Source organism: Altericroceibacterium indicum, from assembly GCF_009828105.1.
In the GTDB taxonomy this organism is placed as follows: Bacteria; Pseudomonadota; Alphaproteobacteria; order Sphingomonadales; family Sphingomonadaceae; genus Altericroceibacterium; species Altericroceibacterium indicum.
This window is the reverse complement of sequence record NZ_WTYQ01000006.1, coordinates 57,600-74,280: the sequence shown is the minus strand read 5'-3', so window position 1 is coordinate 74,280 and position 16,681 is coordinate 57,600. Positions and strand designations below refer to the sequence as shown.

The 16,681-nt window shown below is 57.9% G+C and carries 13 protein-coding genes; 3 read left to right on the top strand and 10 right to left on the bottom strand.

Going from position 1 to position 16,681, the window contains the following annotated elements:
• Position 1: 1 nt before the first annotated feature.
• The 6 genes from GRI39_RS13615 to GRI39_RS13590 all read right to left on the bottom strand — a co-directional run bounded on the left by GRI39_RS13615 (position 2) and on the right by GRI39_RS13590 (position 8,728).
• A complete protein-coding gene (locus GRI39_RS13615) occupies positions 2-1,159 on the bottom strand; it encodes an aldose epimerase family protein (RefSeq protein ID WP_160740283.1) in 1,158 nt (385 codons plus the stop codon).
• A gap of 154 nt (positions 1,160-1,313) precedes the next feature.
• On the bottom strand, positions 1,314-2,177 hold the full coding sequence (locus tag GRI39_RS13610) for an SMP-30/gluconolactonase/LRE family protein (protein WP_160740282.1): 864 nt from the start codon (positions 2,175-2,177) through the stop codon (positions 1,314-1,316).
• 10 nt (positions 2,178-2,187) lie between these two features.
• Positions 2,188-3,465 carry a sugar MFS transporter gene (locus GRI39_RS13605; protein WP_246205098.1) on the bottom strand — a complete coding sequence of 426 codons (1,278 nt, stop codon included), beginning with the start codon at positions 3,463-3,465 and terminating at the stop codon, positions 2,188-2,190.
• Between the two features lie 268 nt (positions 3,466-3,733).
• Complete coding sequence (locus GRI39_RS13600; protein ID WP_160740280.1) at positions 3,734-5,041, bottom strand: sugar MFS transporter; 1,308 nt, start codon at positions 5,039-5,041, stop codon at positions 3,734-3,736.
• 143 nt (positions 5,042-5,184) lie between these two features.
• Positions 5,185-7,212: a glycoside hydrolase family 3 protein gene (locus GRI39_RS13595; RefSeq protein ID WP_246205094.1), complete on the bottom strand. Its 2,028-nt coding sequence runs from the start codon at positions 7,210-7,212 to the stop codon at positions 5,185-5,187.
• Positions 7,213-7,366: 154 nt separating this feature from the next.
• Positions 7,367-8,728, bottom strand: coding sequence for a spinster family MFS transporter (locus tag GRI39_RS13590; protein ID WP_246205093.1), 1,362 nt, complete (start codon positions 8,726-8,728; stop codon positions 7,367-7,369).
• Positions 8,729-8,948: 220 nt separating this feature from the next.
• Here GRI39_RS13590 and GRI39_RS13585 point away from each other — a divergent pair, with 220 nt between their 5' ends.
• Positions 8,949-9,992: a LacI family DNA-binding transcriptional regulator gene (locus tag GRI39_RS13585; RefSeq protein WP_246205092.1), complete on the top strand. Its 1,044-nt coding sequence runs from the start codon at positions 8,949-8,951 to the stop codon at positions 9,990-9,992.
• Positions 9,993-10,051: 59 nt separating this feature from the next.
• Here the strand turns inward: GRI39_RS13585 and GRI39_RS13580 are convergent, their stop codons facing one another.
• From GRI39_RS13580 to GRI39_RS13565, 4 genes are all read right to left on the bottom strand, one after another.
• Positions 10,052-11,464, bottom strand: coding sequence for an amino acid permease (locus GRI39_RS13580; RefSeq protein ID WP_160740279.1), 1,413 nt, complete (start codon positions 11,462-11,464; stop codon positions 10,052-10,054).
• A gap of 27 nt (positions 11,465-11,491) precedes the next feature.
• Positions 11,492-12,151, bottom strand: coding sequence for a GntR family transcriptional regulator (locus tag GRI39_RS13575; protein ID WP_160740278.1), 660 nt, complete (start codon positions 12,149-12,151; stop codon positions 11,492-11,494).
• Between the two features lie 62 nt (positions 12,152-12,213).
• Positions 12,214-13,212, bottom strand: coding sequence for a 4-hydroxyproline epimerase (locus GRI39_RS13570; RefSeq protein WP_160740277.1), 999 nt, complete (start codon positions 13,210-13,212; stop codon positions 12,214-12,216).
• 12 nt (positions 13,213-13,224) lie between these two features.
• Entirely contained in the window at positions 13,225-14,136 is a 912-nt protein-coding gene (locus GRI39_RS13565) for a dihydrodipicolinate synthase family protein (protein WP_160740276.1), read from the bottom strand.
• Positions 14,137-14,204: 68 nt separating this feature from the next.
• Here GRI39_RS13565 and GRI39_RS13560 point away from each other — a divergent pair, with 68 nt between their 5' ends.
• Positions 14,205-15,467 carry an NAD(P)/FAD-dependent oxidoreductase gene (locus tag GRI39_RS13560; RefSeq protein WP_160740275.1) on the top strand — a complete coding sequence of 421 codons (1,263 nt, stop codon included), beginning with the start codon at positions 14,205-14,207 and terminating at the stop codon, positions 15,465-15,467.
• 2 nt (positions 15,468-15,469) lie between these two features.
• Positions 15,470-16,654 (top strand): M24 family metallopeptidase, encoded by a 1,185-nt coding sequence (locus GRI39_RS13555; protein WP_211371632.1) that lies wholly within the window; start codon positions 15,470-15,472, stop codon positions 16,652-16,654.
• Positions 16,655-16,681 lie beyond the last annotated feature (27 nt).

Genomic DNA, 16,681 nt, shown 5'->3' with positions numbered 1-16,681 from the left:
GTTACTTGCCTGCTTCAGTCGAGAATTTGAACATGATCGTGTTGCGATAGGTCTGGCCCGGATCAAGGCGCGCGCTCTGGAAATTCGGGTGATTGGGTGCATCAGGGAACAGTTGCGGTTCAAACACCACCGCATCGCCCTGCCGGTAGAGCGTTCCGTTCTTTCCGGTAAAGCTCGCATCGATGAAATTACCGGAATAGAATTGCATCCCCGGTGAATCAGACCACACTTCCATGACCCGGCCGGAATGCGGATCGCGCAGATGGGCCATCCGGCGCATGGTGCCAGACTTGCCGTCGATCACGAAATTATGGTCAAAGCCCTTGGTGATGCGCAATTGCTCTTCGCGGCCATCGCGTACATCCTGCCCAATCGGCTTACCCTTGCGGAAGTCAAACACCGTGCCATCCACCGGAGCAAGCTCGCCCGTGGGGATAAGGGTAGAATTGACCGGCGTATATTGGCTGGCATCAATCGTCAGCACGCCATCCAGCGCATTTTGATGCGCGCCGAGGCCGGACAGGTTCCAATAGGTGTGGTTGGACATGTTGACGATCGTCGGCTTGTCGCTGGTGGCGGTGTAGGTAACGGTCAGCGTATTGTCTTTGCCGAGCGTGTAAGACGCGGTGACATCTGCATTGCCGGGATACCCACCTTCCCCATCAGGACTGCGATAGGTCATCGTGACACTGGGCGTGTCCCCGCCCTTTATCTCTTTAATTTTCCAGACATGCTGGTCAAATCCGCTCTTGCCACCATGCAGCGAATTGGGGCCATCATTGAGGTCGAGCTGATAGGTCTTGCCATCAAGCGAGAATTTGCCACCGGCAATCCGGTTGGCAAAACGGCCCACGCTGGCACCGTAGAAATTGCCCTTGTCGATATATTCCTGCGGCGTATCAAAACCCAACGCAACATCATCAATCTTGCCATTGGCATCGGGCACTTTGACCGACTGAACAGAAGCGCCCAGAGTCATCAAGGTGACGGACATGCCAGAACTGTTGGTGAGAGTGACTTCTTCAACTTTGGTACCGCTACCAATGGTCCCGAAAAGCTCAGCCTTTGGCTCACTTTCCTGTGCCGTTACACCACAGCCTTGCAGCAGCACTGCTCCTGTCACCATCAGAACGTTGGCTAATTTTGCGCTGGTTTTCATGTTATCCACTCCTCGCCTTATTACTCAGACAAATGTCTGAAATCGGCTCCACTTACAAGCCCAAACCTTGCTTTATGGCGAGAATATCGCGCAAAGCGCATTCATTGCGCTACAATCCGGATCAAAATGGCCATATTGCGACCGGCTTGAAGGATCAGAGCACCATCGCATTGGGGTGGTGCCCCGCCACATCGCTTTCAAAAGCAAACAAACTGCCTGCAAGTGGCTGTCTGGCCAGTTCCTCATCGCTCAACCCGCCCCTTGCAGTGGTGACGTAAGCGGTTTTCAGATCCGGCCCGCCAAAGGCGATCTTGGTCACGCGAGCGCAGGGGAAAGGAATGTGTTCGAGCAAATGGCCATCGGGCGCATAACGCCGCACGCCCCAGCCTTCCCATAGCGCCACCCAGAGGCAGCCTTCTGCATCCAGTGTCACGCCGTCGGGATAGCCAGCGTCCTCTTCAATCATGGTGAACAGGGCATGGTCACGCAGAGAACCGTCTTCTCCTATCGTATAGCGCCAGATCGCCCGATTGGCGCTATCGACATGGTAGAACAAGCGCCCATCCACGCAGATGGCCGGACCATTGGGCACGGTGACCCCGTCAATCACGCTGGTGATGGTGCCCTTGTCATAACAGCGCACCCCACCGCCGGGGAAATCCTCCGGCTTGTCAGACAGGCCAAACCACAAGCGCCCCTGCGGATCGACCGCCGCGTCATTGGTCCGATTGCGCCCGGCATCGGGAATGCCGCAATGGGTTTCGATCTGCCCATCTGGATAAAGCAATTTCAACTGTTGGCCGGACCCAAACAGCAAGGCTCCGCTATCCGTTGGGTAGATGAAGCTCGGATTCCCACCGGTTTCCAGCACTTCTCGGGTATCGTTTGCCGGATCATAGCGCAGCAATTTGCCGCCCTTGATATCGACAAAGCGCAGCGCGCCTTCATTCTCCAGCCACACCGGACCTTCGCCCAACAGACATTCGCATTCCCAGACGAGGTTCGGTGTGATGGTCATGTTTCGCTCTTTACGCCAGACGTTCGTCACGCACGGCATTGGTAGGCTTGCTGCCCCACAGAGCGTAGAACAACACATAAAGCTCACAAACGGCTGTCAGCCAGAAGCTGTTCTGCAAGCCGAAGGTATCAGCCAGCCAGCCCTGCACCACCACCAGCGCACCGCCCGCAATCGCCATAACCAGAAGGCCCGAACCTTCTTCGGTCAATGGCCCCAAGCCCTTGATAGCCAGCGCAAAAATGGCCGGGAACATGATCGAATGGCCAAGGCCCACCAGCACCAGGCACCACATGGCAACAGGGCCAGTCAAAGTGGCCGCGCCCAGCATCATGATAAAGGCAAAGATCGCAAAGCAGGCCAGCACGCGGGCAGGATTAAACTTCTGCATCAGGAAGCCGCCGGCAAAACGGCCGACCATCATCCCACCCCACAGGAAACCGAGATAGGTGGAGGCCTGCGCCGAAGTGATATGGGCAATATTGGGCAAAGTGGCGAAGTTGATGAACAGATTGGCCACGCCAATTTCGGCAATCAGATAGATGAAGATCGCCGGGATACCGAGCACCAGATTGCGGTGATTCCACAGCGAAAGCTTTTTGCGTTCTTCCGCATTGGCCGCCTTAGCCTCTTCCCCAAGAGCCGGCAGGCTGGAACGCCAGATCACCACAGCAATGGCGAGCAGGACCAGAGCCACGAGAATATAGGGCAATTGCGTGGCCTGCGCATCGGCAAGGCGCTGTTCTGCACTGATCATGGTGCCTTCTTTCACCGTCCCCCCAACCGTGCGGCTGAGGATCAGATAGCCACCAAAATAGGGGGCAAAGAAGGTGCCCATGGAATTGAAAGCCTGCACCAGAGTCAGGCGGCTTTCGGACTTCTCAGGCGGCCCCAGCACCGCAACATAAGGATTTGCCGCGACCTGCAGCAGCGCAATACCGCAAGCGATAATAAACAGTGCAATCAATGTGATATAGTAAGATGGCAGGCGCGCCGCTGGCACCATGCAGAGCGAACCAAACGCCATCACCATCAGGCCAACGATGATGGCCTTCTTGTACCCGATCCGCTTGATCAGGAAGGCAGAGGGAATCGACGCCACGAAATAGGCGATAAACCATACCGATTCGATGAGCGTGGTCTGGGTGTAATTCAGCTCAAACACACTGCGCAAATGCGGCAGCAGCGTGTTATTGATAACGGTGATAAAACCCCACATGAAGAACAGGCTGGCCAGCAGAGCAAAGGCCCGGCGGTAATTCGGTGAGACGCCCTTTGCAGGCGCTGTCATTGCTTCAGCAGACGGTCGAACACTATCGGACATCGCCACACTCTCTCCCTTGATTATTTTGTCTGAGTATATTCGATAATAGCCATGGTCAAGCGGATGCAGCGCCTGGAAAGCCGAAAAATCACACATTCAGGCGCGGTTGAAAAGAACCTAACGCCACCAGAAGGCCGCCAAAAGAGACACAGAATGTGCTGAGCGCATGAAAAAGGCGCCAGAAGCCAACGCTCCTGACGCCTTCCTCATTTGTGCCGTGACAGCGCCGTGAAAATCACAAGGGTGTGACGGGCTTTCTGGCAAACAATCCGAAAGCAGCGATCAGCAAATAGCACGCCGCTGGCAGGATCAATGCGAAGTGAAGGCTGCCACCAATATCGGCAAGACCGCCGGTCAATGGCGGGATCACCGCGCCGCCAACAATCGCCATGCAGATCACGCCCGAGCCATCGGCCGCACGTGGGCCGAGACCTTCGGAAGCGAGGCTGAAGATGGTGGGGAACATGATCGAGTTCATCAGGCCAATCGCCAGAAGGCTATAACCTGCCACTTCGCCACCAGCATTGGCCGCAATCAGGATGAGGACAATCGAACCGGCCGCCACGAAGGACAGCACCTTGGCCGGGCTGATAAAGCGCAAAACGGCAGAGCCGATAAAGCGGCCGACCAGGGCCCCGCCCCAGTAAAGCGGAATGAGCTTGCCAGCAGCCTGTTCACCAAGGCCCATCACACTGTCTTGCATCAGATAGCTGACGATCAGCGAACCAATGGCCACTTCTGCGCCGACATAAAGGAAGATCGACATGGCGCCAAAGCCGAAGCGTGGGCGTTTCAACAGGTCGAAACCGCCAAGGCCCGTGCTGGCCTCATGCGCTTCGCCTTTCAGACGGTTGCGGAAGGCCCAGACCACAGCGGCGACAACCGCCAGCGCAATCGCCAGGCCGATATAAGTGTGCACGATGACACGGCTTTCCGCCGCGCGATAGGCGTCGAGAGCCGGACCGCTCAGTTCCGCCGCGCTGACCGTGGCAAGGCTGCCGAGAATAACGATGGACCCGACATAGGGAAACAGCGTGGTGCCGGCGGAATTGAAGGCTTGCGCAAATGTCAGGCGGCTTGGGGCCGTTTTGGGTGGGCCAAGCAGCGAAATCAGCGGATTGGCCACCACCTGCACGATGGTCACGCCGCTCGCCAGCACGAACAGAGCAAAGAGGAACAATCCGTAAATCGCGGTTTGCGATGCCGGGATGAACAAGAGGCACCCGGCCATCATGGTCAGCAAGCCGGCCACTGCGCCGCGCATATAGCCAATCTTCTTGACCAGAAGAGCGCCCGGAATGGAGATGAAAAGATAGGCCGCGAAGAACGCAGACTGGATCAGCATCGCTTGGAAGTAATTGAGATCAAACAGTTCTTTGAGCTTGGGAATAATCACATCATTGAGTGATGTGATCCCGCCGAAAATAAAGAACAGGGCGAAAACAAAGCCTTGCAGTCCGGGCGCTGAAATATGCCCATCACCAGCCTTTGCATCATCTTCCAGCGGCGTCACGCTGGCCGATGCGTTGGGAGCCATTGCCATAAGTATCCTTCCAAAACCGTCATTCGTTCCATTGTCATGGGGGCGGCCGGAACTGTCCCCATGCGTTGGCATACGCTGTCATGCTTGAAAAAGCTGGGGTTGCAAGAAAATTCCTGCAAACCCCGACTCTATCTTTGCAGCCTTTAGTAAGACAGGCCCGATCCAACCGGAAACAAGGGCGCGGCACTGTCATTGGCAATGGCCGGATTCTGCTGCTCCACCGCTTTCATGGAAGAGGGCAGTTCAAAAGGCAGGTGCCCCCTGGCATGAACCTTGCCGGTGATAGCGCTCAGCACCGCTTCGTCGCTCGCCCCGAAATTGCCCAGCACCACATCGGCCTTGTCGATCACATTGGTGAGGATCGCCGGACGATCGAGGAAGATCGCAAACACGCTCGGCAAGCCCGCCGCCTTGGCTTTCACCAAAGCATCATAGGCAGGGTCGCCCGCGCGGAAATCAAGCCGCCCTTCATGCTGTCGGCTGCCAAAGAAGAAATAAGGGTGCAGCATTTCATGCGGCGTAGAGGCGCGGATGATGGCAAAATCCGCCTCAGCAGGATCATTCACCACACTCAGCCCCATGGCTGTGGCCGCTGCACTATCCATGCCCGACAGCCAGACACGCTTGCCCTTGACCGAAGCCATGGGCAGCAGATTACCCTTATTCTGCAGCAGTACCTGCGCTTGGGCCTGAACCTTTTCCGCCTGCGCCAGATGATCCGCATTGCCAAGAATCTGGCTCGCCTGTTCTGGAACGACATAGGGATTGTCAAACAAGCCCAGTTCAAACTTGCTGACCATCAGCCGTTCAACCGACTGGTCAATCCGCGCTTCGGTAATCAGACCGTCCTTCAGCGCTTTGAGCAGCGGCTGAGGGTCTTCCACCCCACCGAACTGGTCCAGCCCGGCATTCAGCCCCTTGGCATAGCGCTGTTCCTGGGTCAGCTCCGTCACGCCCCATGAAGTGGCAACATCAAAGATCTGCTGGGGATGTTCCTTGGTGGGATTGCGGCAATATTCATTGCAGTCGCTCGTCACCAGCCAGTCTGACAGGATGATGCCCTTGTAATGGCGCTTCTGGCGCAATTCCTCCTGAAGCATTTGTGTGTTGAAACCGGGGGCCACCTGTTCGAGCGGTTTCCCGTCCAGAACCACCTGCTGCAACACTGGATAGGCTGGCATAATGCCCCCCACATGAGCAGCAAACGCGCCATCAAAGGCGGCGAAATGCGGGTCGATCGTCTTGCCGGGCAAGACGGCATAGCGGCCATAATAATTATGCCCGTCAAAACCTTCAGGCTGCGCGCCATAGCCTGCCCAATGTTTGACAATCGCAATCACGCCATCGCGCGACACCCCGTCATCTCCGCCCTGAAAGCCAGCGACATAGGCCCCGACCATGGCACTGACCACGGCAGGGTCACTGCCAAACGTTCCGGTCTGGCGCGGCCAGCGTGGCTCTGTGGACAGGTCCGCCTGCGGAGACAGGGTCATCTGAATGCCCACGGCGCGATATTCCTGCCGCGCAATATCGGCAAATTCACGCACCACACCCACATCGCCCAGCGCCGCCAGGCCCAATGACTCAGGCCATTGCGAAAAGCCACCACCGATGTTGGAGGCCCCTTCTGTATATTGGAAATGGTTACGCGGATCGGAGCTGATCGTCATCGGAATACCAAGACGGCTGCGTTCGGCCACTTCCTGCACCGCATTATTCTGTCGGGCGAATTGCTCAGGCTCTGCAACGAGACGGGTGATGACGCTCGAAATATGCTTCTGGCTGACCATTTCTTCGAGCTGCGCCAGATCATATGCATCCGCCGATGTGTCAAAGCTGCCCCCTGCCCCACGCAAACTGGCGTGCAGCAAGGCACCCACCTTTTCCTCCACCGTCATACGGGCCACGAGATCACGCGCGCGCTGTTCAGGGGACAGGCGCCAATCTTCGTAAGGTGTCAGCGTGCCGCTGCCATCCAGATCGCGATAACGAATGCCGTCAGCCATCAGAATGGGCTTGGACCGGCTTGCCATATCCGGAGCTGGAGCGGCGCTGGCGCTGCTCGTGCTGCTGGTTTGCTCCCCGCCATTGGCAGCAACGCAGCCCGATGTCAGGGCAAGAACGCCAAGCGCTGCCGACATCAACCACAGTTTACGATTATTCAGGCCCATCACTCTAACCTTTACTATTGTTTTGTAGCGCTATAGCTCAATAGTACAGGATGTTAAGATTTTTTTCCGGACACTGCTTATTGGTTAGGGCTTATTGGTTAGGCCGGGGGCTTATTTGCAAAACAGGGGGCGTTTCAGCGCTGTGGCTGACCCTTCAGGCAGACCGCTCTGGCAATGTCTTTATCCCGATGAGCAAGGCGACAAAGGCCAGCGGGGATGATACCGCACAAACCATCGCGATGGCTTCGGCCAGACGCTGCGGATCGTGAAAGACGAAATCCGTTATCAGGGCCACCGCCAACGGACCCAGCGAAGCGCCCACCAGATTGATCAAAATGATGTAAATCATCGTGATCTGCCCCCGCAAATTATTGGGGGTAAGGCTCAGAATCGTAGCCATGCCTCCACCCAGGCTGATCCCTGCGAAAAAGTTCATCGCCGCAATCATGATGAACGCCAGCGTGGGGGTTGGCATCAGCGGGAAGCCGATGGTGAGGGGAATGAGCGCTGCGGTCCCTATCAGGGCCGGTAAAAGGTTGCCGCCGCGGAATTTCCGGTGCTGCAAACCACTGGACAGAAAACCGCCTGCCACCGCTCCGCTCATCCCGCAGCTTAACACCACGGCACCGTATATCTGGCCGATGCTGGCCAATGACATGCCATGTTCGCGCTGCAGAAAGGTTGGAATCCACGCGCCCGTGGCATTGCCGGTAAAGACAATCAGGGTGAACCCGCCAATCAAGCCGAGATAGGGCCATTTGTGGCTGCCCATATAGCGGAAAGCGGCCGCGAAATGGGCCAGGCCTCCAGCGGGAAAGGCCGCTGCCCCTCGGCGGAAGGGTTCGCGCACCAAGAGAAACAGCGCGCTGAGGACAAAGCCTGGAAAACCCAGCAGAATAAACATGATTTGCCAGCCTGCCAGCTCTCCCAGAACGGGCACAAGGACCACTTCATTGAACGGCACAATGCTGGCCATCGCCCCGCCCAGAAACAGCGCCATTGCACCGCCGAGATAAATGCCCGCTTGATAAATGCCCAGCGCACTGGCCAGTCTGTCCCGCGGGAAATAATCGGCCAGCAGCGAATAGGCCGATGGGCTAAGGCCGGATTCTCCTGCGCCCACAGCCAGACGGCAAAGGAACAGACTGGTCAGATTGCGCGCCAGCCCACAGGCGGTGGTGGCCAGGCTCCAGCACAGGATGCTGCCCATGACAATATTGCGCCGGTTGGACCGATCCGCCAACCAGGCCAGAGGAATGCCCACCGCAATATAAAATGCCGTGAAACTGATCCCATAGACAAAGCTCATCGCCGTGTCAGAGGCACCAAAATCCTGCTTGATCGGTTCCAGCATCAGGGCCAGCGCCTGCCGGTCAACAAAGGCCAGTGAATTGGCCGCCAGCAGCATGAAGGCCACAGCCCACGCCCTTTTGCGTGATGGCCATTCAAGCCCGATTGTTTCCCCCACTGCGCTTTCCCCAGCGTCGCCGGCAACCAGCGCTTTGGCTTCTGGCATCCTCAAACCGCACCTCTCCAACGCGGAAAGGTGTTTTAACCTCTCCGTCCTTATACGGACCCGGATATCATTCCCGGAGTGACTTGGCGACTGACTATTGAAATTATGCCGTTTCCATTCGAAGATTGATGGTAACGCTATCTTAAAAGCTGATATCTGCTTGCCTATTGGCGCAAATATAACATAGCTTGGCGAAATAATGACAAATAATGAGGAAAAGATGCCGCGGACACGCCGCAGTTTCAGCAGTCGGGTCACTCTCGATATGGTGGCGCAGCAAGCTGGCGTTTCCCCGATGACGGTTTCCAATGTCCTGAACGACAAGGCCAATGTCACGAAGGGGAAACGCGAAGCCGTCATGAAGGCGGTGCGCGAACTGGGCTATCAGCCAAACCGCGCCGCCCGCGCTCTGGCCAGCGCCACCAGCTTACGGATTGGGCTGCTCCACCGCGATATGGACAGTTCCTTGCTCGGCCAGCTGCTGCTCGGCACCTTGCGCGCGGCCAATCTCAATGGTGCGGAAATTGCCATTCGATCCTATGATCCTGACGTTGAAGGCTCCGCCTATGCAGAAGTGCAGACCCTTGTTCGCAGTGGAGTCGATGGCTTGATTCTTCCCCCGCCCCTGTCAGAAGATGCCGATATTGTGGCCCTGAAGGACAGCCATCATCTGCCGATGATTGCGCTTGCACCGGGGAGCGAGCTGGGCACGATCCCCAGTGTCGGCATTGATGATGAGCAGGCCTCCTACGAGCTGACCAGACTGATCGTGAACAAGGGCCACACACGCATTGGCTTTGTCCGGTTCGTCTCGTCTAACGGATTGAGCCAGACCCGGGAGGCCGGCTATCTCCGAGCGCTCAAAGAAGCGGGCCTGAAGCGTGAGCCGGAACTGATCTGGGCAGGCCGGCCAACTTACGAACAGGGCCTGCTGGCAGCCGAATATTTCCTCGGCCTTGCCCATCCACCCACGGCCATTTTTTGCAGTAGTGACGATATTGCCGCAGCCATCGTCAATTACGCCCACCGGCAAGGCTTGCGTATCCCCGGCGATCTGTCCGTCGCCGGTTTTGACGATGCCCCGATTGCCAGCCAGACATGGCCCCAATTGACGACCGTGCGGCAAGCGGTCTCCAACATTGCCGAAATCGCCACCGATCGCCTGCTCAAAGCCCTCAAATCCCGTTCAGAGCTTCTGCCCGAAACGCAATGGGTTGCTCATCAGGTAATTGAACGCCAGTCAATCGCAGATCTTCGCAGATAATCAGAGACCTCACTCCACCCGGCTATTGCGCGCCGGATGGGGTGACCTGTTGAAGGGGCTTATACTGCTGCGGGCTTGCTCAGGATACTGTGGCGCCGCCCATAGATGAAATAGAGCACCAGACCGGCCGCATTCCACATCAGGAAGCGGATAATCGTCTTATCCGGCAGGCTGAAGAAGAGGTAGAGACAGCCCAGGATCGCCAGCGTGCCCACTACATAGGCAGCAGGGCAGCGGAACAGGCGTTTTGCGTCCGGTTCACGGCGGCGCATGATGATGAGGCAAGCCCCCACCGCAACAAAGGCGATGAGCGTGCCGGCATTGGCCAGCTCAGCAATTTCATCAAGGCGGAAGAAGCCCGCCACCAGCGCGACAGACGTTCCGGTGAGCGCCGTGATAAGGGTTGGCGCACCGCTGCGTTCGCTGATCTTGGCAAGACGGCGGGGCAGCAAGCCATCGCGCGCCATCACAAAGAAGATCCGGCTCTGGCCATACATCATCACGAGGATGACAGAAGGCAGCGCAATCACCGCAGCCAAGGCCACCATATGGGCCGCAAAGGGTTGATTCAGAGAGCGCAGCACCAGCGCCAGAGGCTCAGGCGAATTACCCAGTTCCAGATAGGACATCGCGCCCACTGCGGAAATCGCCACCAGCATATAGATCAATGTGCAAACCAGCATCGAACCGATGATGCCGATGGTCAGATCGCGGCCCGGCTCCTTGGCTTCTTCGGCTGAGGTGGCCACCGCGTCAAAGCCGTAGAAGGCAAAGAACACGATGGCAGCGGCGGCCATAATCCCGCGCTTTTCACCGAGAATTTCCGTGCTGGCAAAACCGTAGGGAGCAAATGGCTCCATATTGGCAGTCTGGAAATGCGGCAAGGCAATGGCGACGAAGACGGTGAGCGCCACCAGCTTGATGATGACCAGCAGGATATTCAGCGTCGCGCTTTGGCGGGTACCGGCAATCAACATGCCCATCACGCCCAGCGCCACCAGCACGGCGGGCAGATTGATAATTCCACCGGCATGAGGCCCGGATAATATGGCCGGAGGCAGATGGATACCGGCGGATTCTATCCACCCCACCAGATAGCCCGACCAGCCCACGGCAACGGTCGAACAGGCCAGCGAATATTCCAGCACGAGGCTCCAGCCCACCACCCAGGCGATGGTTTCCCCCATGGCGGCATAGCTGAAGGTGTAAGCACTGCCGGCGGCCGGAATCATGGTGGCCAGTTCCGCATAGGCCAGCGCGGCACAGGCGCAGACCGCGCCAGCAATGGCAAAAGCGATAATCACCGCCGGGCCAGCGCGTTCAGCACCGACGCCGGTGAGGGTGTAAATGCCCGTGCCCACAATCGCGCCCACTCCCAGCGCGATCAAATGGGGCCAGCTCAATGTCTTGGCGAGGGTATGTCCGGCGCCATGGCCGTGGAGTGCGTGGATGGATTTACGTGGTCCGAACAAAAGCCCTCTTTTCCCCGCCGCCCCAATTTAGGTGGAGGCAGTATTCCCTAATTCCGCTCGAAGATCTTCGAGCGTTCCTTGAATGTGATTGGCCAGCATGGAAGCGGTTGTATCCGCATCTCCTGCCAGCCAGGCGTCCAGCAATTCCCGATGTTCCGTGTCGGCGCGGCTCCCACGGCCAGAAGGCGCGAGATGGGCAACGACATAGCGTTCCGCCTGAATGGCCAGACGTTCGATCAATTGCTTGGTAATATCTCTGTCCGCCGCTGAAACCAGCGCGGTATGGAAAGCACGGTTGCACACGGCAACCTTGCTTCCGGTCTTGTCTGCCATGGCTTCATCCAGCGCATCAAATGCGGCTTTGGCAGCAGCGCGTTCGGCATCGCCTGCCGCTTTGGCGGCGTGCCCTGCGGCTTCGGGCTCAAGCCGCAAACGCAGCTGGAAGATCTCTTCAGCCGCAACAATCGACATGGGCTGCACGAAATAGCCGCGATTGGCCTGACTGGAGAGCAGGCCTTCCTGCTCAAGCCGGGCAAGCGCTTCGCGCAAAGGAATTTTGCTGACACCCAGTTCATTGGCCAGCGCATCCTGCCGGATGACTTTGCCAGTCGGGAATTGCCCGGTGATGATACGATCCCGGACAACTTCCAGGACCTGTTCAGATAAAGTGCGGACGATGATACTCATCGGGGCGGCTCCAGTTTGGCCCGCACCCCTCCGCGCGCGAACCGCTCTGGACTGGTGCAGGGTCATGTAACCTGAAACCCCTTCCAGAAAGGATCGCTACTATCAATCCACACTGTGTTTAAACCGGTATTATATGCGGTGCCTTCAACCGACGGAATAATCGCCGGAATGTCACCCAACATGGTTTTTTCTTCTATCCGGCCAATGAAACGGCTCTGGATATAACTTTCATGAACGAAGCTTTCGCCTGTGTCTAAAAGCCCTTTATCGGCCAGATGCGCCATCCGGGCTGAGGTGCCGGTGCCGCATGGGCTGCGATCAATCGCCTTGTCGCCATAGAACACCGCATTGCGCGCAGATGCCCCGTCGCCCTTGGGAACATCGGCCCATAAAACATGGCTCAGCCCCGTGATCGTCGGGTCGAGCGGGTGAACGGGCGTGAATTGCTCGCGCACGGCGCTACGAATCTTCGGAGAAAGCGTCAGAATTTCGGACGCCGTCAGATCATCGAGCCCGGTGTAACGGCCCTGCGGTTCAACAATGGCGTAATAATTGCCGCCATAGGCCACATCGATGCTGAGTGGCCCGATGCCCTCCACGTCAATCTTGATGCCCTTGGCCGCCACATAAGACGCGACATTGGTAATTCGCACTGAAGTGACGCGGCCGTTCTCCATCTCGTAAGAAATGTCGATCTCACCCGCAGGCACTTCAGCACGAATGCGACCCGTCTGGGCGGGGCTTATCAGTCCATGTTCGAGCGCAAAGGTGATGATCCCAATGGTGCCATGGCCGCACATCGGCAGGCAGCCGGATGTCTCGATAAAGAGAATCCCGACATCACTGCCTTCCTTGCAAGGCGGATAGAGAAATCCGCCTGACATCATATCATGGCCGCGGGGTTCGAAGCACAGGCCGGTACGGATCCAGTCAAACCGCGCCAGGAAATCCTGACGCCGTTCTGACATATTGGCCCCCTTTAACAGAGGCGCTCCGCCCGCGACCAGACGCACCGGGTTCCCCGCGGTATGGCCGTCGATGCAAAAGAAAGTGTGACGCATCGACGTTTATCCTCAGGCTGCGAGTTTGGCCGCGCCGACCGGGCGGGTTTCAGCAGCTTTTTCAACCATGGCGATCACTTCAGCGCGGCGTGCGCCTTCCAGCTTGTAGCGTGGAGCCAGAACATTTTCCGAACCACGGCCCATGACCTGCTCAGCCAGCTTGATCGACTGGACCAGATCATGTTCAGCATCAAGATGGAGCAGCGGCATGAACCAGCGATAGATTTCCAGCGCACGGGCATGGTCGCCACGTTCAAAAGCCGCAATCAATTCCACCGATTCTTCGGGGAATGCGTTGGTCAGGCCGGAAACCCACCCTTGCGCACCGAGATACATGCCTTCCAGAGCCACATCGTCGAGACCAGCAAACAGGGAGAAGCGATCACCGAACTGGTTGAGGAAATCGGTGAAACGGCGCGTGTCCGGCGCGGATTCCTTCACTGCCACGATGTTCTTCACATCCATCAGCAGATCAAGAACTTCCGCATCAATCACCGTGCGGTAAGCTGGCGGGTTGTTGTAAAGCATGATCGGCAGGCCAGTGGAATTGGCCACGCCAATGAAGTGGTTCGCCAGTTCCTGCGCCTTGGGCACATAGACCATCGGCGGCAGCAGCATGAGGCCATCCGCGCCCGCTTTTTCAGCAGCTTGCGCATAACGCACAGCGCGGCGTTCGTCATATTCGGAAACACCGGTCACGATCGGAACGCGGCCATCAGCCACTTCAACGATCGCGGTCAGCAGTTCGACTTTTTCTTCGAACAAAAGTGAATTGTTTTCACCAACCGTACCAAGAGCAATGATACCATTCACGCCGTCCTTGATAAGGTTGTCCACCATCTTTTGCGTGGCACCCACGTCAATGGACATGTCATCGCGAATTTGGGTGGTGGCGGCGGGGAAAACGCCCTTCCAGTCGATCATAAATATGCCTCTAAGCTTGATTACATATACCGTATACGATAATGCAAACTGCAACACAAGAGGTGAAAATGGCTAATTATTTTATCGTAGGCGGCGGGGTCATTGGCTTGTGCAGTGCAGTGGCTCTGGCCAGTGAAGGCCATAGGGTAACAGTATGGGATCAGACAGCCTCTGATGATAGTGCGCTTGGGCACCGCAGTGGCCCTGCCTCCTGGGGGAATGCGGGCCATATTGCGACCGAACAGGTCACGCCGCTCGCCTCACCGGAATCCTTGCGCAGCTTCGCCATGCGCCTGTTCCTCTTTGGTGGCCCGCTGGGGATGCCGCCATCGCAGATTGCCTATTGGGCACCTTTTGCATTACGCTTCACCCTCGCGGCGCGCCCCACCTGTTTCAAGGCGGGTAGTGTGGCGTTGAAATCATTCATGGCCGAAGCCCTCCCCGCATGGCGGCGCATGGTTGCAGACCTCGGCGCGCCTGATCTGCTGCGCGAGGATGGGCATTATGTCGCATGGGAAAATGCCGCCTCTGCCAAAGATGGCCTGGCTGACTGGTCCAAAGCGGACACCGGCAGCTGCACCATCCAGGCCGCCAGCGCGGCTGAGCTTGCCCAATTGCAGGGCCTTGCCACCAAATCCATCGCCGGCGCTGGTCATTTTCATGGCACTGCGCAGATTGCCGACCTCGATCTCTTGAAAGATGCGCTGGAGCAGCGCCTTGTCGCATTAGGAGGCAACATTCGCCGCGAAGCGGTCACGCTCACGCAGGCCCATGGCAATGTGCTGGTTAATGGTGAAGCAGCGGATGAAGTGGTGATTACCTCCGGCCTTGGGTCAAAAGCGCTGCTCGAACCTCTGGGCCACTGCGTCCCCATCATTGCCGAACGCGGCTATCATATTCGCGGCGCGGCGGACAATTGGCCCGATGACATGCCGCCAGTCGTGTTTGAGGATCGCAACATGATCGTCACGCGTTACAAGGATAGCGTGCAGGCGGCGAGCTTTGTCGAATTTGCCCCACCCGATTCGCCAGCAGACCCGCGCAAGTGGGAAAGGCTTGAAGCCCATGTTGCAGAGCTTGGCCTCGCGATGAAGCCGCCCTATCGCCGCTGGATCGGATGCCGCCCGACTCTGCCGGATTATCTCCCGGCAATCGGCCGCTCCACCAAGGCGCACAATCTGCTCTATGCTTTCGGGCATCAGCATCTGGGCCTCACATTGGCAGCCGCCACGGCAGAACTGGTCGTGCAATTGGCTGAAGGACATCACAAGGCGGCCCATCTGGCCGCTTTCGACATCGACCGCTTCGGCGGGAAAGGAACAACATTATGAGCATGATCGGCGGATCAGATTTCGACACCGAACTGGCAGCTATCACGCCCTGGCAGGACCGTGCCGCGCCTATCACAACAGCAGAATATGCTGAGCGAATGGAACGCGCCCGCGCGCTAACCGAAGCGGCAGGAGCCGACGCGCTGCTGGTGAATGTGGGCGATTCCCTGCGCTATTTCACTGGCCTGCCATGGATGCCAACCGAGCGCCTCGTGGCCATGCTGCTGCCGGTCAACGGCGCGCCGATCATGGTGTGCCCCAATTTTGAGCTGGGTTCGCTCAAGGCCGACCTGCTGGTGGAAACAGATTTTGCCCTGTGGGAAGAGCATGAAAGCCCGCAAGACCTCATCGCCAAAACCCTTGGCGTAGGAAAAACCCTGGCGGTTGATCCGGTATTCCCGTTCCAATGGGGGGAGAAACTACGCGCCGCTGGCCTGAAACTGGTCGATGGTGCCCCGGCGATTGATGGCTGCCGTCAGGTCAAATCCAAGGCGGAACTGGCGCTGCTTCAGCAGGCCAAGAATATGACGCTGGAAGTCCACCGGCGCACCGCGCGCATTCTTCATACCGGGATCAAGGCGAGCGAGATCAAGCGCTTTATCGATGCGGCCCATCGCAAAATGGGCGCGCCAGCGGGTTACAGCTTCTGCATCGCGCAATTTGGCCATGCCACCGCCTTCCCGCATGGACTTCCCGGCGATCCGGAATTGCAGGACGGGCAATTGGTGCTGATCGACACCGGCTGCCGGATCGAAGGCTATCATTCCGATATCACCCGAACCTATGCCTTCGGCGATGTGGCGCAGGAAATCCGCGATGTCTGGGAGGTAGAAAAAGCCGCTCAGGCCGCTGCTTTTGAAGCGGCCCGCCCCGGTGTCCTGTGCGAAGAGGTGGACGCGGCCGCCCGCCGGGTGATCGACGCGGCCGGCTTTGGCCCGGATTACAAGCTCCCCGGCCTGCCCCACCGTACCGGCCATGGCATTGGCCTGTCGATCCACGAACCAGCCTATCTGGTGCGGGGTGACAAAACCGAGCTGAAACCGGGCATGTGCTTTTCCAACGAACCCATGCTGGTGGTGCCCGATCAATTCGGTGTGCGGTTGGAAGATCACTTCTTCGTCACCGAAAATGGCGCGCAATGGTTTACCGAGCCACAAGTCTCGATCGACGCGCCCTTCCCCGCCTGAGCCTGCGCAATATCCCGCCCCGGATCA

Coding starts and splice junctions, on each gene's coding strand:
- GRI39_RS13570 (WP_160740277.1), bottom strand. CDS start 13,212: ATGCGTCACACTTTCTTTTGCATCGACGGCCATACCGCGGGGAACCCG.
- GRI39_RS13565 (WP_160740276.1), bottom strand. CDS start 14,136: ATGATCGACTGGAAGGGCGTTTTCCCCGCCGCCACCACCCAAATTCGC.
- GRI39_RS13610 (WP_160740282.1), bottom strand. CDS start 2,177: ATGACCATCACACCGAACCTCGTCTGGGAATGCGAATGTCTGTTGGGC.
- GRI39_RS13595 (WP_246205094.1), bottom strand. CDS start 7,212: ATGGGCCTGAATAATCGTAAACTGTGGTTGATGTCGGCAGCGCTTGGC.
- GRI39_RS13605 (WP_246205098.1), bottom strand. CDS start 3,465: ATGACAGCGCCTGCAAAGGGCGTCTCACCGAATTACCGCCGGGCCTTT.
- GRI39_RS13600 (WP_160740280.1), bottom strand. CDS start 5,041: ATGGCAATGGCTCCCAACGCATCGGCCAGCGTGACGCCGCTGGAAGAT.
- GRI39_RS13555 (WP_211371632.1), top strand. CDS start 15,470: ATGATCGGCGGATCAGATTTCGACACCGAACTGGCAGCTATCACGCCC.
- GRI39_RS13615 (WP_160740283.1), bottom strand. CDS start 1,159: ATGAAAACCAGCGCAAAATTAGCCAACGTTCTGATGGTGACAGGAGCA.
- GRI39_RS13590 (WP_246205093.1), bottom strand. CDS start 8,728: ATGCCAGAAGCCAAAGCGCTGGTTGCCGGCGACGCTGGGGAAAGCGCA.
- GRI39_RS13560 (WP_160740275.1), top strand. CDS start 14,205: ATGGCTAATTATTTTATCGTAGGCGGCGGGGTCATTGGCTTGTGCAGT.
- GRI39_RS13575 (WP_160740278.1), bottom strand. CDS start 12,151: ATGAGTATCATCGTCCGCACTTTATCTGAACAGGTCCTGGAAGTTGTC.
- GRI39_RS13585 (WP_246205092.1), top strand. CDS start 8,949: ATGCCGCGGACACGCCGCAGTTTCAGCAGTCGGGTCACTCTCGATATG.